We start from the raw sequence: 23,363 nt of genomic DNA, 5'->3' as shown, positions 1-23,363 counted from the left end.
GTCTGCGTCTGCGCGGCTGGCAGGTTCCGGCCTTCACTCTCGGCGGTGAAGCCACCGACATCGTGGTGATGCGCATTATGTGTCGTCGCGGCTTCGAAATGGACTTTGTTGAACTGTTGCTGGAAGACTACAAAGCCTCCCTGAAATATCTCAGCGATCACCCGAAACTGCAGGGTATTGCCCAGCAGAACAGCTTTAAACATACCTGATAACGTTTAACGGTAACGGTGTCCCGAAACGAACCCGTTTCGGGACAATTTCCAAAGTCTGTTCACTGGCATTAGCAACGGAAAATATTGTTCTGAATACGCTTCAGAACAAAACAGGTGCGGTTCCGACAGGAATACCATTTTAGGGGGATAATATGGCTACATCAGTACAGACAGGTAAAGCTAAGCAGCTCACATTACTCGGATTCTTTGCCATAACGGCATCGATGGTAATGGCTGTTTATGAATACCCTACCTTCGCAACATCGGGCTTTTCATTAGTCTTCTTCCTGCTATTAGGCGGGATTTTATGGTTTATTCCCGTGGGACTTTGTGCTGCGGAAATGGCCACCGTCGACGGCTGGGAAGAAGGTGGTGTCTTCGCCTGGGTATCAAATACTCTGGGGCCGAGATGGGGATTTGCAGCGATCTCATTTGGCTATCTGCAAATCGCCATTGGTTTTATTCCGATGCTCTATTTCGTGTTAGGGGCACTCTCCTACATCCTGAAATGGCCAGCGCTGAATGAAGACCCCATTACCAAAACTATTGCAGCACTCATCATTCTTTGGGCGCTGGCATTAACGCAGTTTGGTGGCACGAAATACACGGCGCGAATTGCTAAAGTTGGCTTCTTCGCCGGTATCCTGTTACCTGCATTTATTTTGATCGCATTAGCGGCTATTTATCTGCACTCCGGTGCCCCCGTTGCTATCGAAATGGATTCGAAGACCTTCTTCCCTGACTTCTCTAAAGTGGGCACACTGGTTGTATTTGTTGCCTTCATTTTGAGTTATATGGGCGTAGAAGCTTCCGCAACTCACGTCAATGAAATGAGCAACCCCGGGCGCGACTATCCACTGGCTATGTTACTGCTGATGGTGGCGGCAATCTGCTTAAGCTCTGTTGGCGGTTTATCTATTGCGATGGTCATTCCGGGTAATGAAATCAACCTCTCCGCAGGGGTAATGCAAACCTTTACCGTTCTGATGTCCCATGTGGCACCGGAAATTGAGTGGACGGTTCGCGTGATCTCCGCACTGCTGTTGCTGGGTGTTCTGGCGGAAATCGCCTCCTGGATTGTTGGTCCTTCTCGCGGGATGTATGTCACAGCGCAGAAAAACCTGCTGCCAGCGGCATTCGCTAAAATGAACAAAAATGGCGTACCGGTAACGCTGGTCATTTCGCAGCTGGTGATTACTTCTATCGCGTTGATCATCCTCACCAATACCGGTGGCGGTAACAACATGTCCTTCCTGATCGCACTGGCGCTGACGGTGGTGATTTATCTGTGTGCTTATTTCATGCTGTTTATTGGCTACATTGTGTTGGTTCTTAAACATCCTGACTTAAAACGCACATTTAATATCCCTGGTGGTAAAGGGGTGAAACTGGTCGTGGCAATTGTCGGTCTGCTGACTTCAATTATGGCGTTTATTGTTTCCTTCCTGCCGCCGGATAACATCCAGGGTGACTCTACCGATATGTATGTTGAATTACTGGTCGTTAGTTTCCTGGTGGTACTTGCCCTGCCCTTTATTCTCTATGCTGTTCATGATCGTAAAGGCAAAGCGAATACCGGCGTCACTCTGGAGCCAATCAACAGTCAGAACGCACCAAAAGGTCACTTCTTCCTGCACCCGCGTGCACGTTCACCACACTATATTGTGATGAATGACAAGAAACACTAACCATGTCTGAATGGTTATAAGACAAGGGAGCGATAATTCATCGCTCCCTTTTTCGTGCTTGCTGTCGTATTGACTTAACCGGGATAAGTACGAGAATGAGCGCACATCTGTTTACCGGAAACCAGCACATATGGATATCTGCTCCCGAAACAAGAAATTAACGATTAGAAGACCAGCGATACTGGTTGCACTGGCACTTTTACTGTGTAGTTGTAAAAGCACGCCTCCAGAGTCCATGGTGACACCACCAGCAGGTTCAAAGCCACCAGCCACGACGCAACAATCGTCACAACCGATGCGTGGCATCTGGCTGGCCACGGTGTCTCGCCTCGACTGGCCACCGGTTTCCTCGGTTAACATTAGTAACCCCACCAGCCGGGCCCGTGTACAACAACAGGCGATGATCGACAAACTGGATCATCTGCAACGTCTCGGTATAAACACGGTCTTTTTCCAGGTCAAGCCGGACGGTACCGCCCTGTGGCCATCGAAAATTTTGCCGTGGTCCGATCTTATGACCGGTAAGATTGGTGAAAATCCGGGTTACGATCCGCTGCAATTTATGCTCGACGAAGCCCACAAGCGTGGGATGAAAGTACACGCCTGGTTTAACCCCTATCGCGTATCGGTTAATACGAAGCCCGGTACTATCAGGGAACTGAATAGCACTCTGTCTCAACAACCGGCGAGCGTCTATGTGCAACACCGTGACTGGATCAGAACGTCTGGCGATCGCTTTGTCCTCGACCCGGGCATCCCTGAGGTTCAGGACTGGATCACATCAATAGTCGCCGAAGTGGTTTCCCGCTATCCGGTAGATGGCGTGCAGTTTGACGACTATTTCTATACGGAGTCACCGGGTTCACGGCTAAATGATAACGAAACGTACCGTAAATACGGAGGCGCATTTGCGTCAAAAGCAGACTGGCGGCGCAACAATACTCAGCAGTTAATTACAAAAGTATCGCACACCATTAAAAGCATTAAGCCGGGAGTCGAATTTGGCGTTAGCCCGGCAGGCGTGTGGCGTAACCGATCACACGATCCGCTCGGTTCCGATACCCGAGGCGCGGCAGCCTATGACGAATCCTACGCTGACACCCGTCGATGGGTGGAACAAGGATTGCTGGATTACATTGCTCCCCAAATTTACTGGCCGTTCTCACGGAGTGCCGCGCGTTATGACGTGTTGGCAAAATGGTGGGCGGATGTCGTTAAACCGACCAGGACCCGCCTGTATATCGGTATCGCCTTCTATAAAGTGGGTGAACCTTCAAAGATAGAGCCAGACTGGATGATTAACGGCGGCGTACCGGAACTGAAAAAGCAGCTCGATCTTAACGATGCGGTACCAGAAATTAGCGGCACCATCTTGTTCCGTGAGGACTATCTGAATAAACCGCAGACTCAACAAGCGGTCAGCTATCTGCAAAGTCGTTGGGGCAGTTAAACTCCCATGCTTACTTTGTAACAAGCCGGTGCTTTACCCACCGGCTTGTTACACCTTGTGAAATATCCCACTAGTAATCATGCTTACATAAGTCAAATTAACCACGCAATTAACCACACTTAGTTAAACAGCTATAAATCCCTAATAAAAATGTATGAATATGAAAAACCATACGATATTCGCTGTCACCGAAAAATAATTACGATGGGCTATACTCTTCTGAAGAACAGTAGCGTAGATTGAAACTGTCCTAAGTCGCTTATTTCTTTTCAGTATATCTTCATATTTCAGGAGAATATGGTGCAGTTAGTCGATCTCGCACGTTGCGTTTTGATTCCGTCTGATTTCCCAGCCTTATAAGGGTGTGAATTATGGAGATGTATTTTAAAAGAATGAAAGATGAGTGGACCGGACTTGTCGAACAGGCAGATCCACTCATTCGTGCTAAAGCCGCGGAAATTGCCGTTGCGCATGCTCATTATCTGAGTATCGAGTTTTATCGAATTGTCCGCATCGACCCGCATGCCGAAGAATTCTTGAGTAATGAACAAGTTGAGCGGCAGTTGAAAAGTGCGATGGAACGCTGGATTATTAACGTGCTTTCTGCCCAGGTTGACGATGTCGAAAGGCTAATACAAATCCAGCATACCGTCGCGGAAGTGCATGCCCGCATAGGAATTCCGGTAGAAATTGTCGAGATGGGGTTTCGGGTGCTGAAAAAAATCCTCTATCCGGTAATCTTCTCTTCGGATTATTCTGCCGCAGAAAAACTTCAGGTCTACCATTTCTCGATTAACAGTATTGATATCGCTATGGAAGTGATGACCCGCGCGTTTACCTTTAGTGACAGTAGTGCCTCAAAGGAAGATGAAAACTATCGTATCTTCTCGTTACTAGAAAACGCCGAAGAAGAAAAAGAACGGCAAATAGCCTCAATACTTTCATGGGAAATAGATATTATCTATAAAATCCTGCTGGATTCTGATTTAGGCAGTAGTTTGCCTTTAAGCCAGGCTGATTTTGGCCTGTGGTTTAACCATAAAGGTCGACATTATTTTAGTGGCATTGCCGAAGTAGGCATATCTCCCGTCTGATTCAGGATTTCGACGGTATATTCAATCAAACCATGCGTAACACCAGGAATTTGAATAACAGAAGTCTGCGGGTGAAATTTTTATTACAGATAAGAAATACTGTATCGCAAATTATTACCTTGCTGCGTGAATTGTTTGAAGAAGTATCGCGCCACGAAGTCGGTATGGATGTACTGACGAAATTACTTAACCGCCGCTTCCTGCCGACTATCTTCAAACGCGAAATTGCCCATGCCAACCTGACCGGTACACCGCTGTCAGTGCTGATTATTGACGTTGATAAATTCAAAGAGATCAACGATACGTGGGGCCATAACACTGGCGATGAAATTCTGCGTAAAGTCTCTCAGGCCTTTTATGACAACGTCCGCAGTAGTGATTATGTTTTTCGCTACGGGGGCGATGAATTTATCATTGTTTTGACTGAAGCTTCTGAAAACGAAACGTTACGTACCGCAGAACGTATTCGCAGTCGGGCGGAGAAAACCAAACTGAAAGCCGCAAACGGCGAGGATATTGCCCTCTCACTTTCCATCGGTGCCGCCATGTTTAATGGTCATCCTGACTATGAGCGCCTCATTCAAATAGCCGATGAAGCTCTGTATATCGCCAAAAGACGAGGTAGAAACCGTGTTGAACTCTGGAAAGCCAGTCTTTAGATGCGCCAGGATGCAGAGGTAATCATGAAGCTAACCGATGCGGAAAATGCCGCCGATGGCATTTTTTTCCCCGCCCTTGAACAAAATATGATGGGCGCGGTGTTAATTAACGAAAATGATGAAGTGATGTTTTTCAACCCCGCCGCAGAGAAGCTCTGGGGGTACAAACGTGAAGAAGTCATTGGCAATAACATTGATATGCTGATTCCGCGGGATTTGCGTCCTGCGCATCCTGAATACATTCGTCATAACCGTGAAGGTGGTAAAGCGCGCGTCGAGGGGATGAGTCGGGAGCTGCAGCTGGAGAAAAAAGACGGCAGTAAAATCTGGACCCGTTTTGCGCTATCGAAAGTGAGCGCCGAGGGGAAAGTTTATTACCTGGCGCTGGTACGGGATGCCAGCGTAGAAATGGCGCAAAAAGAACAGACCCGACAATTGATTATTGCCGTTGACCATCTCGACCGACCGGTGATTGTCCTCGATCCGGAACGCCATATTGTGCAGTGCAATCGCGCATTTACCGAAATGTTTGGTTACTGCATTAGCGAAGCCTGCGGTATGCAGCCCGATACACTCCTGAACATTCCTGAATTCCCTGCCGATAACCGCATTCGTTTACAACAGTTGCTATGGAAAACCGCCCGCGATCAGGACGAATTTCTGCTGTTGACGCGCACCGGTGAAAAAATCTGGATTAAAGCCTCTATCAGCCCGGTTTATGACGTGCTCGCGCATCTGCAGAACCTGGTAATGACTTTCTCGGATATCACCGAAGAACGGCAAATCCGCCAGCTTGAAGGCAATATTCTCGCCGCCATGTGCAGCAGCCCGCCATTTCATGAAATGGGGGAAATCATTTGTCGTAACATCGAATCTGTTCTCAACGAATCGCATGTTTCGCTGTTCGCACTGCGCAACGGGATGCCGATACACTGGGCGTCATCTTCGCACGGTGCAGAAGTTCAAAATGCGCAAAGCTGGTCAGCGACCATTCGTCAGCGTGATGGCGCGCCTGCGGGGATCCTGCAAATTAAAACCTCGTCAGGAGCAGAAACCAGCGCCTTTATCGAACGCGTGGCAGATATCAGTCAGCATATGGCCGCGCTGGCGCTGGAACAGGAAAAAAGCCGCCAGCATATTGAACAACTCATCCAATTTGATCCGATGACCGGTCTGCCAAATCGCAATAACCTGCACAATTACCTCGATGACCTGGTCGACAAAGCCGTCTCTCCGGTGGTGTATCTCATCGGTGTTGACCATATTCAGGATGTGATTGATAGCCTTGGCTATGCGTGGGCCGATCAGGCATTGCTGGAAGTGGTCAATCGCTTTCGTGGAAAACTCAAACCGGATCAGTATCTCTGTCGTATCGAAGGTACGCAGTTTGTCCTCGTGAGCCTGGAAAACGACGTCAGTAACATTACCCAGATCGCCGATGAGCTACGGAATGTGGTCAGCAAGCCGATAATGATTGACGATAAACCATTCCCGCTTACCTTGAGTATTGGCATCAGCTACGACGTGGGTAAAAACCGCGATTACCTACTCTCCACTGCTCACAATGCAATAGATTATATTCGCAAGAATGGCGGTAACGGCTGGCAGTTCTTCAGCCCGGCGATGAACGAAATGGTAAAAGAGCGTTTGGTTTTAGGCGCAGCGCTGAAAGAAGCGATTAGCAATAACCAACTGAAACTTGTTTACCAGCCGCAAATCTTCGCAGAAACGGGTGAACTGTACGGCATCGAAGCCCTTGCGCGCTGGCACGATCCCCAGCATGGTCATGTGCCCCCTTCACGGTTTATTCCTCTCGCAGAAGAGATTGGTGAAATCGAAAATATTGGGCGCTGGGTCATCGCGGAAGCTTGCCGTCAGTTAGCAGAATGGCGTAGCCAGAATATTCATATCCCGGCGCTTTCCGTTAACTTGTCCGCACTGCACTTTCGCAGTAATCAACTGCCTAATCAGGTGTCTGATGCAATGCACGCCTGGGGTATTGACGGCCACCAGCTGACGGTAGAAATCACGGAAAGCATGATGATGGAACACGATACCGAAATCTTTAAGCGCATTCAGATCCTGCGTGATATGGGCGTGGGCTTATCGGTAGATGATTTTGGTACGGGCTTTTCCGGATTATCCCGCTTAGTCAGTCTTCCGGTAACGGAAATCAAAATTGACAAAAGTTTTGTCGATCGTTGTCTGACCGAAAAACGCATCCTTGCCTTACTTGAAGCCATTACCAGCATTGGGCAAAGCCTCAATTTAACCGTCGTGGCGGAAGGCGTCGAAACCAAAGAGCAATTTGAGATGCTACGCAAGATCCACTGTCGCGTTATTCAGGGATATTTCTTTTCCCGCCCCCTACCCGCCGAAGAAATTCCAGGCTGGATGAGCAGCGTGTTACCGCTGAAAATCTGACAAATTCCTCTCGCCCGCACTCGCGGGTTTTCATTTAACGTGACACCGTCACTTAAATACTGTGATTTCAGCTACGATTCCGGGAGATTCCTTCCTTAACTTCCCCTCTTGCACCAAAACTGCACTACGCTGCACAAATGTTGATCAAAAGTTAAAAAATATAACTTTAAGCCAGCATTCTGGCGCTTATCCCGGCATGGAATGAGATCTGCATAAGCGGAAAGCGCAGCAATTTTTGTCTTATACAGGAACCGTTTATGTTGGATACCACCGAACTGGTTGATTTAGCCGTAATCTTCCCTGATCTGGAGATCGAATTGAAATACGCCTGCGCTGATAACATCACAGGTAAAGCTATTTATCAGCAAGCGCGTTGTCTGCTACACAAGGATGCGATTACCGCGCTGGCGAAAAGTATCAGTATCGCCCAGCTGTCAGGCTTACAACTGGTGATTTACGATGCGTATCGCCCACAACAAGCACAGGCGATGTTGTGGCAAGCCTGCCCAGACCCGCAATATGTTGTTGATGTGACGGTCGGTTCTAATCACAGCCGTGGCACGGCGATCGACCTGACGCTTCGTGATGAGCACGGGAACATCCTCAATATGGGCGCAGGGTTCGATGAAATGCACGAGCGCTCCCATGCCTATCACCCTTCCGTCCCGCCCGCCGCTCAGCGCAATCGGCTGTTGCTGAATGCGATTATGACTCGTGGCGGTTTTGTCGGTATCTCCAGCGAATGGTGGCACTTCGAATTACCCCAGGCAGCGAGTTACCCACTGCTCGCTGATCAATTCACCTGTTTTATATCCCCTGGCACACAGCACGTCAGTTAATCAGGAAACTGTCATGAAGAGATCGATACCGTTTCGTCCTACATTGCTCGCGCTCGTCCTTGCCACAACTTTCCCGGTTGCGCACGCCGCCGTACCGAAAGATATGCTGGTGATTGGTAAGGCCGCCGATCCACAAACCCTCGCCCCGGCGGTAACAATAGATAATAACGACTGGACGGTGACCTACCCGTCTTATCAGCGGCTGGTTCAGTACAAAACGGACGGTGATAAAGGCTCAACCGACGTTGAAGGCGATCTGGCAAGTAGCTGGAAAGCGTCTGACGATCAAAAAGAGTGGACGTTCACCCTGAAGGACAATGCTAAATTTGCCGATGGCACACCGGTCACTGCCGAAGCAGTAAAACTCTCTTTTGAGCGGCTACTAAAAATCGGCCAGGGGCCAGCAGAAGCATTTCCCAAAGATTTAAAGATTGATGCTCCCGACGAACATACGGTGAAGTTTACCCTTAGCCAGCCATTCGCACCGTTCCTCTACACGCTGGCGAATGACGGTGCATCCATTATCAATCCGGCGGTGTTAAAGGAACATGCAGCGGATGATGCCCGCGGCTTCCTCGCGCAAAATACCGCCGGTTCCGGACCATTTATGCTGAAAAGCTGGCAAAAAGGTCAGCAATTAGTTCTGGTGCCAAATCCGCATTACCCTGGCAATAAACCGAACTTTAAGCGAGTATCGGTAAAAATTATTGGTGAAAGTGCCTCCCGTCGCCTGCAGCTCTCCCGTGGTGATATTGACATTGCCGATGCGCTGCCGGTGGATCAACTCAACGCCCTGAAGCAGGAAAACAAAGTCAATGTGGCAGAGTATCCGTCACTGCGCGTCACCTACCTGTATCTGAATAACAGCAAAGCGCCTCTTAATCAGGCGGATCTGCGTCGGGCCATTTCCTGGTCTACCGATTATCAGGGCATGGTTAACGGCATTCTGAGTGGTAACGGAAAACAGATGCGCGGCCCGATTCCGGAAGGCATGTGGGGCTACGATGCGACGGCAATGCAATACAACCATGACGAAACGAAAGCCAAAGCCGAATGGGATAAAGTGACGAGCAAACCCACCAGCCTGACGTTTCTCTACTCCGATAAGGATCCGAACTGGGAGCCTATTGCTCTGGCGACACAATCCAGTCTCAACAAGCTGGACATCAATGTGAAGCTGGAAAAACTGGCGAACGCCACCATGCGCGACAGAGTGGGTAAAGGTGATTACGACATTGCGATTGGCAACTGGAGTCCAGATTTTGCCGACCCGTATATGTTTATGAATTACTGGTTTGAGTCAGACAAAAAAGGTCTGCCGGGTAACCGCTCGTTCTATGAAAACAGTGAGGTCGATAAGTTACTGCGCAATGCGCTTGCGACCACCGACCAGACGCAGCGTACCCGGGACTACCAGCAGGCACAGAAAATCGTCATTGATGACGCTGCTTATGTGTACCTGTTCCAGAAAAACTACCAACTGGCGATGAACAAAGAGGTGAAAGGCTTTGTGTTCAATCCCATGCTGGAACAGGTCTTCAATATCAATACCATGAGTAAATAACGTGACCTTCTGGAGTATTTTACGCCAACGCTGCTGGGGGCTGGTGCTCGTGGTGGCGGGCGTCTGCGTGATTACGTTTATTATCTCGCATCTGATCCCTGGCGATCCGGCGCGGTTACTGGCGGGTGACCGCGCAGCGATGCTGGAACAATTGAGTGAAGACTACATTCGTACCGCCCGGGCCAGCGGCTTGCCCGGCTGGTATATCGTTTTATGTTATGCGCTACCCAATGCGTTGATCCCATCGATTACCGTATTGGGTCTGGCGCTGGGCGATTTGTTGTATGGCGCAGTGCTCACCGAAACCGTTTTTGCCTGGCCCGGAATGGGTGCATGGGTAGTAACATCAATACAGGCGCTCGACTTCCCGGCAGTGATGGGCTTTGCCGTCGTGGTTTCATTTGCTTATGTGCTGGTCAACCTGGTGGTGGATTTGCTCTATTTGTGGATTGATCCGCGTATCGGACGTGGAGGTGGTGAATGATGCTAAGCGAGGAAACGTCCGCCGTACGCCCACAAAAACAAACGCGATTTAACGGTGCAAAACTGGTATGGATGCTGAAAGGCAGTCCGCTCACCGTGACCGGCGCAGTCATCATTGTATTAATGCTATTGATGATGTTTTTTTCACCGTGGCTTGCGACGCATGATCCCAACGCCATTGATTTAACCGCCCGCCTTTTGCCGCCTTCTGCGGCGCACTGGTTTGGCACCGATGAAGTGGGACGCGATCTGTTCAGCCGCGTACTGGTCGGCAGTCAGCAATCAATTCTCGCCGGATTAGTCGTGGTTGCCATTGCGGGTATGATTGGTTCGCTACTCGGTGTGCTTGGCGGACGCGCAGACGCCATCATCATGCGCATCATGGACATTATGCTGTCGATTCCTTCGTTGGTACTGACAATGGCACTGGCTGCCGCTCTCGGGCCGAGTTTATTTAACGCCATGCTGGCGATTGCTATTGTGCGAATTCCCTTTTATGTGCGCCTGGCGCGGGGGCAAGCATTAGTTGTACGCCAGTATACCTATGTTCAGGCGGCGAAAACCTTTGGTGCGTCGCGTTGGCATCTGATCAGCTGGCATATTTTACGTAACTCCCTGCCGCCGCTGATCGTGCAGGCATCGCTGGATATCGGTAGCGCGATTTTAATGGCCGCCACGTTGGGATTTATTGGCCTGGGTGCTCAACAACCGAGTGCTGAATGGGGCGCGATGGTAGCGAATGGTCGCAACTATGTACTCGATCAGTGGTGGTATTGCGCATTTCCGGGGGCAGCGATTTTGCTTACCGCCGTTGGGTTTAATCTCTTTGGTGATGGTATTCGCGATCTGCTTGACCCGAAAGCAGGAGGAAAGCAGTCATGACCAGCCCGTTCTGGACATTCAACAGCTGCATTTGAGTTTCCCCGGTTTTAACGGTGATGTTCACGCGCTCAACAATGTGTCCTTGCAGATTAACCGCGGTGAAATTGTCGGTCTGGTGGGAGAATCCGGCTCAGGTAAATCAGTCACCGCAATGCTGATTATGCGTCTGCTACCGACGGGCAGTTATTGCGTACATCGGGGGCAGATTTCACTGCTGGGAGACGATGTTCTTAACGCTCGGGAAAAACAGCTTCGTCAGTGGCGCGGCGCACGAGTGGCGATGATCTTTCAGGAACCGATGACCGCCCTCAATCCGACACGTCGAATAGGTCTTCAGATGATGGACGTGATCCGCCATCATCAACCAATAAGTCGTCGGGAAGCCAGAGCTAAAGCGATTGTCCTGCTGGAAGAGATGCAAATCCCGGATGCCGTGGAAGTTATGTCGCGCTATCCGTTTGAGCTTTCAGGTGGTATGCGCCAGCGGGTAATGATTGCGCTGGCATTCTCCTGCGAGCCGCAATTGATTATTGCCGACGAACCGACTACGGCGCTGGACGTCACGGTGCAGTTGCAGGTACTGCGTTTGCTTAAACATAAAGCCCGCGCCAGTGGAACTGCGGTTCTGTTCATCAGCCATGATATGGCCGTGGTGTCGCAACTGTGCGATAGCGTTTACGTGATGTATGCCGGAAGCGTAATTGAAAGCGGCGTGAGGGCAGACGTTATCCATCATCCCCGGCATCCGTATACCATTGGTTTGCTCCAATGTGCACCAGAACATGGAGTACCACGCCAGCTATTACCCGCCATTCCAGGGACGGTACCAAACCTCACCCATTTGCCTGACGGCTGCGCTTTTCGCGATCGTTGCTATGCGGCAGGTGCACAGTGTGAAAACGTCCCGGCGCTGACAGCGTGTGGTGACAACAACCAGCGCTGCGCCTGTTGGTATCCGCAGCAGGAGGTCATAAGTGTCTGACACGTTATTAACGTTACGCGGCGTCCATATCAATTTCCCGGCCCGTAAAAACTGGCTTGGTAAAACTACGGAACATGTTCATGCGATTAATGGTATTGATTTACAGATCCGCCGTGGTGAAACCTTAGGGATCGTCGGCGAGTCAGGCTGCGGCAAAAGCACCCTCGCACAGCTTTTAATGGGTATGCTGCAACCGAGCCACGGGCAGTACATCCGTTCTGGCTCACAACGCATTATGCAGATGGTGTTTCAGGACCCGCTCTCTTCGCTCAATCCGCGCTTACCGGTGTGGCGCATCATCACAGAACCGCTCTGGATAGCTAAGCATAGTAGTGAACAACAGCGGCGAGCGTTGGCAGAGGAGCTGGCTGTGCAGGTGGGTATTCGTCCGGAGTATCTCGACCGCCTGCCTCATGCGTTCTCCGGCGGGCAGCGGCAACGTATCGCCATTGCCAGAGCACTCTCTTCGCAGCCTGACGTGATTGTGCTTGATGAGCCAACCTCTGCGCTGGATATCTCCGTGCAGGCGCAGATCCTCAATTTACTGGTAACGCTACAGGAAAATCACGGGCTGACCTATGTGCTGATTTCACACAATGTCTCGGTGATACGTCATATGAGCGATCGGGTGGCGGTGATGTATCTCGGGCAGATTGTAGAACTGGGCGACGCGCAACAGGTGCTAACGGCTCCGGCACATCCATACACCCGATTATTGCTGGATTCCCTCCCCGCCATTGATAAACCGCTGGAGGAAGAATGGGCATTACGTAAAACGGATCTGCCGGGAAACCGCACGTTGCCGCAAGGCTGTTTTTTCTACGAACGTTGCCCCCTTGCAACCAGCGGATGTGAAGTCCGGCAATCATTAGCAATAAGGGAGGACGGACGTGAGCTCCGGTGCTGGCGGGCGCTGTAGAGATGCTAACAACGCATCAGGCATTCACGCGCCTGACACGTCATCCGGCAATGCTTTACGATTTCAACTGGTAATCCAGCGTAATTTCCGCTTTCAGTACCTGAGAGACCGGGCATCCTGCTTTTGCTTTCTGGATGATGCCGTCAAAGGTAGAGGCATCAATACCCGGCACCGCAACTTCACTCTTCAGTGCGATTTTCGTAATCGCAAAACCGGCATCCACTTTATCCAGCGACACATCGGCGATGGTATCAATCGATGTTGGCGTAAATCCCGCTTCCCCCAGCATGAATGAAAGCGCCATTGAGAAACATGCGGCATGCGCTGCGCCAATCAGTTCTTCAGGGTTAGTTCCTTTTTCGCCTTCAAAACGCGTGTTAAATCCATACGGCTGTTGGTTCAGCACGCCACTCTCGGTGGATACTGTTCCCTTCCCGCGTTTGATATCGCCTTCCCAGTGTGCCTGACCTTTCTTATGGATTGTCATTGTTGCTCTCATGTGGGCTTAAAAAGGAAATTATAGACTACGTGAGAAACAGCACGAGGATAAGCAGGATATTCCGAATAAAAATCCGGCAGAAATATTACTTCTGCACTTAAATTAAATTTCCACAATAGATAACCGGGAATATATAACCCAAGAGATATTGCATTAATATTAATCAACTCACCACAATAATAATACCTATCAATATCATGAGGTTAAAATATAAAAATCATCAACCAGGACTAATCTTAACAACGAAGCGGCAAATATTTGCCATGCTGAATGTGCTTTATAAATCTGCGATCCGTAGCAGACACCATAAATACACAGACACGGAGAATCACTATGTTTACTTATTATCAGGCAGAAAATTCAACAGCAGAACCCGCTCTGGTTAATGCCATTGAGCAAGGCCTTCGGGCAGAGCACGGTGTTGTCACTGAAGATGACATTCTCATGGAGCTGACCAAATGGGTGGAAGCTTCTGATAACGACATCCTCAGTGATATCTACCAGCAAACGATCAATTATGTGGTCAGTGGCCAGCACCCTACGCTTTAAGGTGCTATGCTTGATCGGCAACCTAATTTAGGGGTTTAGCACGTGTTTCTTCGCTACGGCGATGTTGTCCTTAAAACTAGCAACAGGATTGAGGAGTTAAAATGAAATCGAACCGTCAGGCACGTCATATTCTTGGACTGGACCATAAAATTTCTAACCAGCGCAAAATAGTTACCGAAGGTGACAAATCCAGCGTGGTAAATAACCCAACCGGCAGAAAACGCCCCGCTGAAAAGTAATTCATAACCATCAGTCCTCAATGACGATTAAACACCATTGCCTGCGCAATGGTGTTTTTGTTTTTATCTGCTTTATACTTGGGGCCGACGCCCTGGCGGTAAAGCAAAGACGATAAAAGCGTGCCAGGGATGGATATTCAAAAAAGAGTGAGTGACATGGAACCAAAAACAAAAAAACAGCGTTCGCTTTATATCCCTTACGCTGGCCCTGTACTGCTGGAATTTCCGTTGTTGAATAAAGGCAGTGCCTTCAGCATGGAAGAACGCCGTAACTTCAACCTGCTGGGGTTACTGCCGGAAGTGGTCGAAACCATCGAAGAACAAGCGGAACGAGCATGGATCCAGTATCAGGGATTCAAAACCGAAATCGACAAACACATCTACCTGCGTAACATCCAGGACACCAACGAAACCCTCTTCTACCGTCTGGTAAACAATCATCTTGATGAGATGATGCCTGTTATTTATACCCCAACCGTCGGCGCAGCCTGTGAGCGTTTTTCTGAGATCTACCGCCGTTCACGCGGCGTGTTTATTTCTTACCAGAACCGCCACAATATGGACGATATTCTGCAAAACGTACCGAACCATAATATCAAAGTGATTGTGGTGACTGACGGTGAACGTATTCTGGGGCTTGGTGACCAGGGCATCGGCGGGATGGGCATTCCGATCGGTAAACTGTCGCTCTATACCGCCTGTGGCGGCATCAGCCCGGCGTATACCCTTCCGGTGGTGCTGGATGTCGGAACGAACAACCAACAGCTGCTTAACGATCCGCTGTATATGGGCTGGCGTAATCCGCGTATCATTGACGACGAATACTATGAATTCGTTGATGAATTTATCCAAGCTGTGAAACAACGCTGGCCAGACGTGCTGTTGCAGTTTGAAGACTTTGCTCAAAAAAATGCGATGCCGTTACTTAACCGCTATCGCAATGAAATTTGTTCTTTTAACGATGACATTCAGGGCACTGCGGCGGTAACAGTCGGCACACTGATCGCAGCAAGCCGAGCGGCAGGTGGTCAGTTAAGCGAGAAAAAAATCGTCTTCCTTGGTGCAGGTTCAGCGGGATGCGGCATTGCCGAAATGATCATCGCCCAGACCCAGCGCGAAGGATTAAGCGAGGAAGCGGCGCGGCAGAAAGTCTTTATGGTCGATCGCTTTGGCCTGCTGACGGACAAGATGCCGAACCTGCTGCCTTTCCAGACCAAACTGGTGCAGAAACGCGAAAACCTCAGTGACTGGGATACCGACAGCGATGTGCTGTCACTGCTGGATGTGGTGCGCAATGTAAAACCAGATATTCTGATTGGCGTCTCAGGACAGACCGGGCTGTTTACGGAAGAGATCATCCGTGAGATGCATAAACACTGTCCGCGTCCGATCGTGATGCCGCTGTCTAACCCGACGTCACGCGTGGAAGCCACACCGCAGGACATTATCGCCTGGACCGAAGGTAACGCGCTGGTCGCCACTGGCAGCCCGTTTAATCCAGTGGTATGGAAAGATAAAATCTACCCTATCGCCCAGTGTAACAACGCCTTTATTTTCCCTGGCATCGGGCTGGGTGTTATTGCTTCCGGCGCGTCACGTATCACCGATGAGATGCTGATGTCAGCAAGTGAAACGCTTGCTCAGTATTCGCCGCTGGTGCTGAACGGCGAAGGTCTGGTACTACCGGAACTGAAAGATATTCAGAAAGTCTCCCGCGCAATTGCGTTTGCGGTTGGCAAAATGGCGCAGCAGCAAGGCGTGGCGGTGAAAACGTCTGCTGAAGCTTTGCAACAAGCCATTGACGATAATTTCTGGCAAGCCGAATACCGCGACTACCGCCGTACCTCCATCTAAGCCTGCGCCCGGTAGTGAAGGCTACCGGGCTATTTCCCTCTCCCTTTTTCAGATCTCATCCATACTGGGTAGTGGCGAATAAATCTCATTTGCCTCACCTGCTATGCAGAACATCATCCGAAAAGGAGGAACTATGAAGGCTGCAGTTGTTACGAAGGATCATCATGTTGACGTTACGGATAAAACACTGCGCTCACTGAAACATGGCGAAGCCCTGCTGAAAATGGAGTGTTGTGGTGTATGTCATACCGATCTTCATGTTAAGAATGGCTATTTTGGTGACAAAACTGGGGTAATTCTGGGCCATGAAGGCATCGGTGTGGTGGCAGAAGTTGGCCCAGGTGTCACCTCATTAAAACTAGGCGATCGTGCCAGCGTGGCGTGGTTTTACGAAGGATGCGGTCATTGCGAATACTGTAACAGTGGTAACGAAACGCTCTGCCGTTCAGTTAAAAATGCCGGATACAGCGTTGATGGCGGAAGAGTGCATCGTGGTCGCCGATTACGCGGTAAAAGTGCCAGATGGTCTGGACTCGGCGGCGGCCAACAGCATTACCTGTGCGGGGGTCACCACCTACAAAGCCGTTAAACTGTCAAAAATTCGTCCCGGTCAGTGGATTGCTATCTACGGTCTTGGCGGTCTGGGTAACCTCGCCCTGCAATACGCGAAGAATGTCTTTAACGCCAAAGTGATCGCCATTGATGTCAATGATGAGCAGTTAAAACTGGCAACCGAAATGGGTGCAGATTTAGCGATTAACTCACGCACCGAAGACGCCGCCTAAATTGTGCAGGAGAAAACCGGTGGCGCTCACGCTGCGGTGGTAACAGCAGTAGCTAAAGCTGCGTTTAACTCGGCAGTTGATGCTGTCCGTGCAGGCGGTCGTGTTGTGGCTGTCGGTCTGCCGCCGGAGTCTATGAGCCTGGATATCCCACGTCTTGTGCTGGATGGCATTGAAGTGGTCGGTTCGCTGGTCGGCACGCGCCAGGATCTAACCGAAGCCTTCCAGTTTGCCGCCGAAGGCAAAGTTGTGCCGAAAGTCGCCCTGCGTCCGTTAGCGGACATCAACACCATCTTTACCGAGATGGAAGAAGGCAAAATCCGTGGCCGTATGGTGATTGATTTCCGTCACTAAGAGGTCTTTGCTGCGACTCCCATGTTCGGGTCGCAGCATCGCACACTCTCCAACATGAAATGGCTAAATGGATTATTGTTGCGTAGGAAGGAACAATAATGATAGTGTTCCCAGAGAAGGAACGCTACTGAGAGTAAAGACACTAATGAAAATGGCCAATCATCCCCGCCCGGGGGACATTATTCAGGAATCACTGGACGAACTTAATGTCAGCCTGCGCGAGTTTGCCAGAGCAATGGAAATTGCGCCCTCAACGGCAAGCCGATTGCTGACCGGAAAAGCAGCTTTGACGCCAGAAATGGCAATTAAACTTTCCGTGGTGATCGGCAGTTCGCCGCAAATGTGGCTGAATCTGCAAAACGCCTGGAGTCTGGCAGAGGCTGAAAAAACGGTGGATGTGTCGCGACTGCGCCGTCTGGTTACGCAATAAAAAAATGGCGCTTCTTAAAGCGCCATTTTCAGCTTAAAGTTCAAAAGAGATTATATCCCTTCTTCACTCTCTTTTTTCGCTTCTGCCTTCTCGATTTCACGATACCAGCGCGGATGGTGTTTCTTCGCCCAGCGACGGCTTACCTTCCCTTCGATCATCCCTTTAATCGATCCTTTCACCCAGAATGCCATATACATATGGATCAGGATGGCGTGGATCAGGATGATACCGGCAGCCGCGTGGATCAGCAGGCTGTAGCGAACAACCTGCATCGGGAAGTACTGCGCAAAGTACGGACGCCAGATAATCACCCCGGTCACCAACAGCACGAAAATCATGCTCATGATCGACCAGAACATCATCTTTTGCCCGGCGTTGTACTTACCAACATCCGCCACTTTGTGCTCATTGCCTTTTAATACTTCGACAATGTTCAATAGCCACGGAATATCTTTCTTATCCGGGATGTTGTGATGCACAAAACGCACAAACATAAACATCAGCGCGACGAAAATCGCAATGCCGAAGAACGGGTGCAAAATGCGTCCCATCTGCGGCGTACCGAAGGTTTGCGTCAGCCATTGCAGCGTCGGGAAGAAGAACGAAATCCCGGACAGCGCCACCAGGAAGAAGCAAATCACCACGGTCCAGTGACAGGCGCGATCAATAAATTTGGTGCGCACAATCATTTTCGACTTACTCATGATGATCCTCCTCGTCATCGTCCACTTCCTTATTCGGGCCAATACCGATGTAGTGGAAAATCAACCCGGCAAAAGTGGCAATAAAGCCAGCCGCTGCCAGCGGTTTCAACGCGCCTTTCCACAGGCTTACCGAGGTGTCGATCTTCGGATCTTTCGGCAGACCGTGATACAGCTCCGGCTGATCGGCGTGATGCAGCACGTACATAACGTGCGTACCACCGACCCCATCCGGGTTGTAGACGCCAGCATGTTCGTAACCACGCGCTTTCAGTTTCGCCACGCGCTGTTCCGCCAGCTCCAGCATCTCCTTCTTGGTGCCGAAGTGGATAGCCCCGGTCGGACAGGTTTTCACACAAGCCGGTTCCTGGCCGACGCTGACGCGATCGACGCAGAGCGTGCATTTATATACCCGGTTATCCTCTTTGTTGAGGCGCGGAATATTAAACGGACACCCGGCAATGCAGTAACCACAGCCGATGCAGTTTTCCGACTGGAAATCGACAATCCCGTTAGCGTACTGAATGATTGCACCAGCAGACGGGCACGCCTTCAGGCAGCCGGGATCTTCACAGTGCATACAGCCGTCTTTACGGATCAGCCACTCCAGCTTGCCGTTCTGTTCGGTTTCGCTAAAGCGCATCACCGTCCAGGACTTGGCGCTCAGATCGGCGGGGTTATCGTAAACCCCGACGCAGTGCCCCACTTCATCACGGATGTCGTTCCACTCCGAACACGCCACCTGACAGGCTTTACAGCCGATACAGGTGGAAACGTCGATAAGTTTTGCGACTTCTGCTTTGTAATCACGCACCTGAGAAGGCGGCGTGATGGAGTTAGTTGCGGACCTTTTGATAATGTCCTGCGTTTCCATAGCCATCTGTTCGCCCCCTTACGCCTTCTCGATGTTGACTAAGAACGCTTTATATTCCGGCGTTTGCGAGTTTGCATCACCGACATTCGGCGTCAGAGTGTTAGCGATATAACCTTTACGCGCGACACCCTCAAAGCCCCAGTGGATTGGAATACCCACCGTTTCAACCTGCTGACCATTTACATTCAGCGGTTTCAGACGACGCGTTACCACAGCCACCGCGCGGATAAAGCCACGCTTGCTGGAGACAGTGACACGATCGCCATTATTAATGCCTTTCGCCGCCGCCAGCGTTTCGCTGATTTCCACAAACTGTTCCGGCTGAGCAATTGCGTTGAGCAATGCGTGCTTGGTCCAGGTGTGGAAGTGCTCGGTCAGACGATAGGTCGTACCCACATACGGGAACTGCTCTTTTTTACCCATCCGCAGCGCGTCTTGTTCATACAGACGAACAACCGGGTTAGACACCACGTTCGGATGCAGCGGGTTAGTGCCCAGCGGCGTTTCAATCGGCTCGTAGTGTTCCGGGAACGGACCTTCCGCCATTTTGTTGATGGCAAACAGGCGTCCCATCCCTTCCGGCTGCATGATAAACGGCCCGGTTGGCGTACCCGGTGCGGCATTGCCGAAGTCAGGAATATCGTTACCCGTCCACTTGCTGCCGTTCCACTGGATCAGCATCCGTTTCGGATCCCACGGTTTACCGTTGATATCCGCCGAAGCACGGTTGTACAGCACGCGACGGTTGAGCGGCCACGCCCAGGCCCATCCCAGCGTATTCCCCAGACCGGACGGGTCGGAGTTATCGCGGTTAGCCATCTGGTTGCCCTGCTCTGTCCAGCTACCGGTGTAGATCCAGCAAGAAGATGCGGTTGTACCGTCATCACGCAGATGCGCAAAGCTACTCAGCAACTGACCTTTCTTCGCAATAAGCACGCCATTAGCGTCATAGAGATCTTCCAGCGCGTAGCCGTTGTTCTCTTTAGCCACTTCGTCAGATTGCGGTTCGTGCGGCTGCTTGTAGTTCCAGCTCATCTTCATCAGCGGTTCTACGCCTTTACCACCTTCGGCCTGGTACAGCTCGCGCAGATGATGGTAGATACCCGCCAGAATTTCGCCGTCGTTACGCGCTTCGCCCGGCGCGTCCTGACCTTTCCAGTGCCACTGCAACCAGCGACCGGAGTTAGCGATAGAACCATCTTCTTCGGCAAAGCAGGTCGAAGGCAGACGGAATACTTCAGTCTGAATAGACGCCGGATCGACATCGTTCGACTCGCCGTGGTTCTGCCAGAAGGTAGAGGTTTCAGTCACCAGCGGATCGATAACCACCATGTACTTCAGCTTGCTCAGGCAGCTCACCACTTTGTTTTTGTCCGGGAAGGACGCAACCGGGTTAAAGCCCTGGCAGAAATAACCGGTGACTTTGCCTTCGTCCATCATGTTGAAATACTTGATGACGTCGTAGGTCTGGTCCCACTTCGGCAGCCAGTCATAGCCCCAGTTGTTCTCTTTCTGCGCGGCATCGCCATAGAAAGATTTCATCAGGCTAACGAAGAACTTCGGATAGTTGCTCCAGTAGTTCACCTGACCAGCCAGCGTCGCTTTCGGCGTGTTCGCTTCCAGATACGACTGCAAATCAACCTGTTTTTCTGACGGAAGCGTCAGATAACCTGGCAGGCTGGTAGAGAGCAGACCTAAGTCAGTCAGCCCCTGAATGTTGGAGTGACCACGCAATGCGTTCACGCCGCCACCGGCCATACCCATGTTACCGAGCAGCAACTGGATCATCGCCATAGTACGGATGTTCTGCGCACCCACGGTGTGCTGCGTCCAGCCCAGCGCGTACAGGAAGGTGGTTGTGCGATCCGGTGCGCTGGTGGAGGCCAGCACTTCACACACTTTCAGGAAGTCGGCTTTTGGCGTACCGCAGATGTTTTCAACGACGTCCGGCGTGTAGCGGGAAACGTGCGCTTTCAGCAGGTTCCACACACAGCGCGGATGAGTCAGTGTTTCATCGCGTTTTGCATAGCCGTTTTCATCGAACTGATAGTTCCAGGACGACTTATCATACTGGCGTTTTTCAGCGTCGTAGCCGCTGAACAGGCCGTCTTCGAAAGCAAAATCATCACGCACCAGCAGGCTGGCGTTGGTGTAATGTTTAACGTATTCGGCGTTGATTTTGTTGTTTTCGATCAGGTAGCGCAAAACGCCAGACAGGAACGTAATGTCCGTACCGGAACGAATAGGTGCGTAAATATCCGCCACAGAAGCGGTACGCGTAAAACGAGGATCGACAGCGATCAAGGTTGCATCGTTGTTGTTTTTCGCTTCCATCGCCCAGCGGAAACCGACGGGATGCGCTTCAGCAGCGTTACCGCCCATTACCATTACGACGTTAGCGTTTTTGATATCCACCCAGTGGTTGGTCATCGCACCGCGACCAAATGTTGGAGCAAGACTTGCTACCGTTGGTCCGTGTCAGACGCGCGCTTGGTTGTCTACCGCCAGCATCCCGAGGGAGCGGGCAAATTTCTGTGTCAGCATCCCGGTTTCGTTGCTGGCACCGGAGGCACACAGCATACCGGTAGAAAGCCAACGGTTTACCGTTACGCCCTGCTCGTTCTTTTCAATAAAGTTAGCGTCACGGTCAGCTTTCATCAGCTTTGCAATACGGGAGAATGCTTCTTCCCAGCTAATGCGCTGCCATTTGTCAGAACCTGGCGCACGATATTCCGGGTAGCGCAGACGGTTTTCGCTGTTGACGTAATCCAGCAAACCGGCCCCTTTTGGGCACAGCGCACCACGGCTTACCGGATGATCCGGGTCACCTTCAATGTGATAAATCGCTTCTCTGGCGTTTTTCGCGCCATCACCCAGGCTATACATCAATAGCCCGCAACCTACGGAACAGTATGTGCAGGTGTTACGGATCTCTTTAGCGCGTAATAATTTGTAGTTTCGCGCCTGAGCCAGTGCTTGTTTAGGGGCAAAGCCCAATGCCGCTACCGTTGTTCCAGCCATACCGCCCGCGCAGATTTTAAAAAATTGTCTGCGACTGACGTCCATTGCTTTCCTCTTTTTTCAGGGGTATTACTGCGCGAGGAAACTAACAGTAAAATTCTGAATCTTTTTGCGCGAAATCAAAAAGAACACGTGTTTGCCACAAAATAATCCGCCTGCGCAAATTGACCTACCTCAATAGCGGTAGAAAAACGCACCACTGCCTGACAGGCCAGTTAAAAAAATGCTATAAAATTCAGCTTAATTTTTAACGGCAAGAGAGACAAAACAGCGAGCATGACACGACAAAAAGCAACGCTCATAGGGCTAATAGCGATCGTCCTGTGGAGCACGATGGTAGGATTGATTCGCGGTGTCAGCGAGGGGCTCGGCCCGGTCGGCGGCGCAGCTGCTATCTATTCATTAAGCGGGCTGCTGTTAATCTTCACGGTTGGATTTCCGCGTATTCGGCAGATTCCGAAAGGCTATTTACTCGCCGGGAGTCTGTTATTCGTCAGCTATGAAATCTGTCTGGCGCTTTCCTTAGGGTATGCGGCGACCCGTCATCAGGCGATTGAAGTGGGTATGGTGAACTATCTGTGGCCCAGCCTGACAATTCTCTTTGCCATTCTGTTTAATGGTCAGAAAACCAACTGGCTGATTGTACCAGGATTATTATTAGCCCTGGTCGGCGTCTGCTGGGTGTTAGGCGGTGAGAATGGGTTACATTATGATGAAATCATCAATAATATCACCACCAGCCCGGTAATGCTGCCAACTTACTGATTTAGTGTATGATGGTGATTTTAAGGTGCTTGCGTGGCTTCCATTTCCATCAGATGTCCTTCCTGCTCCGCTACTGAAGGCGTGGTGCGTAACGGCAAA

The 23,363-nt window shown here is 50.7% G+C and carries 18 protein-coding genes and 4 pseudogenes; 18 read left to right on the top strand and 4 right to left on the bottom strand.

From position 1 onward, the window contains the following. From BFF42_RS20435 to BFF42_RS20385, 11 genes and pseudogenes are all read left to right on the top strand, one after another. Nucleotides 1-209, top strand: a pseudogene (locus tag BFF42_RS20435) (glutamate decarboxylase); the annotation flags it as partial. A gap of 155 nt (nt 210-364) precedes the next feature. After that, nucleotides 365-1,900: an acid resistance gamma-aminobutyrate antiporter GadC gene (gadC, locus tag BFF42_RS20430; RefSeq protein WP_000246019.1), complete on the top strand. Its 1,536-nt coding sequence runs from the start codon at nt 365-367 to the stop codon at nt 1,898-1,900. Between the two features lie 130 nt (nt 1,901-2,030). Beyond that, the gene (locus BFF42_RS20425) at nt 2,031-3,350 is read left to right on the top strand and encodes a family 10 glycosylhydrolase (RefSeq protein WP_000350400.1); all 1,320 of its coding nucleotides are present in this window, start codon (nt 2,031-2,033) and stop codon (nt 3,348-3,350) included. 371 nt (nt 3,351-3,721) lie between these two features. After that, nucleotides 3,722-5,103: pseudogene (gene dosC / locus BFF42_RS20420) on the top strand (diguanylate cyclase DosC). Nucleotides 5,104-5,127: 24 nt separating this feature from the next. After that, nucleotides 5,128-7,527 carry an oxygen-sensing cyclic-di-GMP phosphodiesterase DosP gene (dosP, locus tag BFF42_RS20415; RefSeq protein WP_024258606.1) on the top strand — a complete coding sequence of 800 codons (2,400 nt, stop codon included), beginning with the start codon at nt 5,128-5,130 and terminating at the stop codon, nt 7,525-7,527. A 257-nt stretch (nt 7,528-7,784) separates the two neighbouring features. Further along, nucleotides 7,785-8,366: a D-alanyl-D-alanine dipeptidase gene (gene ddpX, locus BFF42_RS20410; RefSeq protein ID WP_039060241.1), complete on the top strand. Its 582-nt coding sequence runs from the start codon at nt 7,785-7,787 to the stop codon at nt 8,364-8,366. 13 nt (nt 8,367-8,379) lie between these two features. Next, nucleotides 8,380-9,930: an ABC transporter substrate-binding protein gene (locus BFF42_RS20405; protein WP_000830521.1), complete on the top strand. Its 1,551-nt coding sequence runs from the start codon at nt 8,380-8,382 to the stop codon at nt 9,928-9,930. A gap of 1 nt (nt 9,931) precedes the next feature. Then, nucleotides 9,932-10,414: an ABC transporter permease subunit gene (locus BFF42_RS20400; RefSeq protein ID WP_146753323.1), complete on the top strand. Its 483-nt coding sequence runs from the start codon at nt 9,932-9,934 to the stop codon at nt 10,412-10,414. Then, nucleotides 10,411-11,295, top strand: a complete 885-nt coding sequence (gene ddpC, locus BFF42_RS20395) for a D,D-dipeptide ABC transporter permease (RefSeq protein ID WP_000979601.1) — start codon at nt 10,411-10,413, stop codon at nt 11,293-11,295. The genes BFF42_RS20400 and ddpC overlap by 4 nt, the downstream gene beginning before the upstream one ends. Then, entirely contained in the window at nt 11,264-12,277 is a 1,014-nt protein-coding gene (locus BFF42_RS20390; RefSeq protein WP_252866580.1) for an ABC transporter ATP-binding protein, read from the top strand. The genes ddpC and BFF42_RS20390 overlap by 32 nt, the downstream gene beginning before the upstream one ends. After that, a complete protein-coding gene (locus tag BFF42_RS20385) occupies nt 12,270-13,196 on the top strand; it encodes an oligopeptide/dipeptide ABC transporter ATP-binding protein (RefSeq protein ID WP_001285566.1) in 927 nt (308 codons plus the stop codon). The genes BFF42_RS20390 and BFF42_RS20385 overlap by 8 nt, the downstream gene beginning before the upstream one ends. A gap of 55 nt (nt 13,197-13,251) precedes the next feature. On the opposite strand, the gene osmC is transcribed toward BFF42_RS20385, so the two are convergent. Then, nucleotides 13,252-13,683, bottom strand: a complete 432-nt coding sequence (gene osmC / locus BFF42_RS20380) for a peroxiredoxin OsmC (protein ID WP_000152298.1) — start codon at nt 13,681-13,683, stop codon at nt 13,252-13,254. Nucleotides 13,684-14,028: 345 nt separating this feature from the next. Between osmC and bdm the strand changes: the two genes are divergently transcribed. From bdm to BFF42_RS20355, 5 genes and pseudogenes are all read left to right on the top strand, one after another. Further along, a complete protein-coding gene (bdm, locus tag BFF42_RS20375) occupies nt 14,029-14,244 on the top strand; it encodes a biofilm-dependent modulation protein (protein WP_000495766.1) in 216 nt (71 codons plus the stop codon). A gap of 101 nt (nt 14,245-14,345) precedes the next feature. Next, nucleotides 14,346-14,483, top strand: coding sequence for a stationary-phase-induced ribosome-associated protein (sra, locus tag BFF42_RS20370; RefSeq protein ID WP_000841554.1), 138 nt, complete (start codon nt 14,346-14,348; stop codon nt 14,481-14,483). Between the two features lie 156 nt (nt 14,484-14,639). Further along, complete coding sequence (gene maeA / locus BFF42_RS20365) at nt 14,640-16,337, top strand: malate dehydrogenase (RefSeq protein WP_000433446.1); 1,698 nt, start codon at nt 14,640-14,642, stop codon at nt 16,335-16,337. Nucleotides 16,338-16,470: 133 nt separating this feature from the next. Next, a pseudogene (adhP, locus tag BFF42_RS20360) lies at nt 16,471-17,473 on the top strand (alcohol dehydrogenase AdhP). A 145-nt stretch (nt 17,474-17,618) separates the two neighbouring features. Further along, nucleotides 17,619-17,903 carry a HigA family addiction module antitoxin gene (locus BFF42_RS20355; RefSeq protein WP_000781370.1) on the top strand — a complete coding sequence of 95 codons (285 nt, stop codon included), beginning with the start codon at nt 17,619-17,621 and terminating at the stop codon, nt 17,901-17,903. Nucleotides 17,904-17,953: 50 nt separating this feature from the next. Here the strand turns inward: BFF42_RS20355 and fdnI are convergent, their stop codons facing one another. Genes fdnI through fdnG form a run of 3 tightly spaced genes read right to left on the bottom strand, consistent with a single transcriptional unit; the run spans nt 17,954 to nt 22,544 of the window. After that, a complete protein-coding gene (gene fdnI, locus BFF42_RS20350) occupies nt 17,954-18,607 on the bottom strand; it encodes a formate dehydrogenase-N subunit gamma (protein WP_000045648.1) in 654 nt (217 codons plus the stop codon). Then, on the bottom strand, nt 18,600-19,484 hold the full coding sequence (gene fdnH / locus BFF42_RS20345; protein ID WP_001240578.1) for a formate dehydrogenase N subunit beta: 885 nt from the start codon (nt 19,482-19,484) through the stop codon (nt 18,600-18,602). The genes fdnI and fdnH overlap by 8 nt, the downstream gene beginning before the upstream one ends. Nucleotides 19,485-19,496: 12 nt before the next feature. After that, nucleotides 19,497-22,544, bottom strand: a complete 3,048-nt coding sequence (gene fdnG / locus BFF42_RS20340; protein ID WP_077897594.1) for a formate dehydrogenase-N subunit alpha — start codon at nt 22,542-22,544, stop codon at nt 19,497-19,499. Between the two features lie 231 nt (nt 22,545-22,775). Here fdnG and yddG point away from each other — a divergent pair. Together yddG and BFF42_RS20330 are read left to right on the top strand one after the other, a co-directional pair. Then, a pseudogene (gene yddG / locus BFF42_RS20335) lies at nt 22,776-23,246 on the top strand (aromatic amino acid efflux DMT transporter YddG); the annotation flags it as partial. A gap of 51 nt (nt 23,247-23,297) precedes the next feature. Next, a partial coding sequence (locus tag BFF42_RS20330; RefSeq protein ID WP_129927876.1) for an IS1 family transposase occupies nt 23,298-23,363 on the top strand: 66 nt, incomplete at its 3' end.

The organism is Shigella sp. FC1661 (assembly GCF_001712525.1).
Lineage (GTDB): Bacteria > Pseudomonadota > Gammaproteobacteria > Enterobacterales > Enterobacteriaceae > Escherichia > Escherichia coli.
The sequence above is the reverse complement of the archived record's forward strand: the minus strand, read 5'-3'. Positions and strand labels throughout refer to the sequence as shown.

Excerpts from the sequence above, each read along its gene's own strand:
- fdnH (WP_001240578.1), bottom strand. The coding sequence starts at position 19,484 with ATGGCTATGGAAACGCAGGACATTATCAAAAGGTCCGCAACTAACTCC.
- ddpC (WP_000979601.1), top strand. The coding sequence starts at position 10,411 with ATGATGCTAAGCGAGGAAACGTCCGCCGTACGCCCACAAAAACAAACG.
- BFF42_RS20425 (WP_000350400.1), top strand. The coding sequence starts at position 2,031 with ATGGATATCTGCTCCCGAAACAAGAAATTAACGATTAGAAGACCAGCG.
- BFF42_RS20355 (WP_000781370.1), top strand. The coding sequence starts at position 17,619 with ATGAAAATGGCCAATCATCCCCGCCCGGGGGACATTATTCAGGAATCA.
- gadC (WP_000246019.1), top strand. The coding sequence starts at position 365 with ATGGCTACATCAGTACAGACAGGTAAAGCTAAGCAGCTCACATTACTC.
- fdnI (WP_000045648.1), bottom strand. The coding sequence starts at position 18,607 with ATGAGTAAGTCGAAAATGATTGTGCGCACCAAATTTATTGATCGCGCC.
- sra (WP_000841554.1), top strand. The coding sequence starts at position 14,346 with ATGAAATCGAACCGTCAGGCACGTCATATTCTTGGACTGGACCATAAA.
- ddpX (WP_039060241.1), top strand. The coding sequence starts at position 7,785 with ATGTTGGATACCACCGAACTGGTTGATTTAGCCGTAATCTTCCCTGAT.
- dosP (WP_024258606.1), top strand. The coding sequence starts at position 5,128 with ATGAAGCTAACCGATGCGGAAAATGCCGCCGATGGCATTTTTTTCCCC.
- bdm (WP_000495766.1), top strand. The coding sequence starts at position 14,029 with ATGTTTACTTATTATCAGGCAGAAAATTCAACAGCAGAACCCGCTCTG.
- BFF42_RS20405 (WP_000830521.1), top strand. The coding sequence starts at position 8,380 with ATGAAGAGATCGATACCGTTTCGTCCTACATTGCTCGCGCTCGTCCTT.
- osmC (WP_000152298.1), bottom strand. The coding sequence starts at position 13,683 with ATGACAATCCATAAGAAAGGTCAGGCACACTGGGAAGGCGATATCAAA.
- maeA (WP_000433446.1), top strand. The coding sequence starts at position 14,640 with ATGGAACCAAAAACAAAAAAACAGCGTTCGCTTTATATCCCTTACGCT.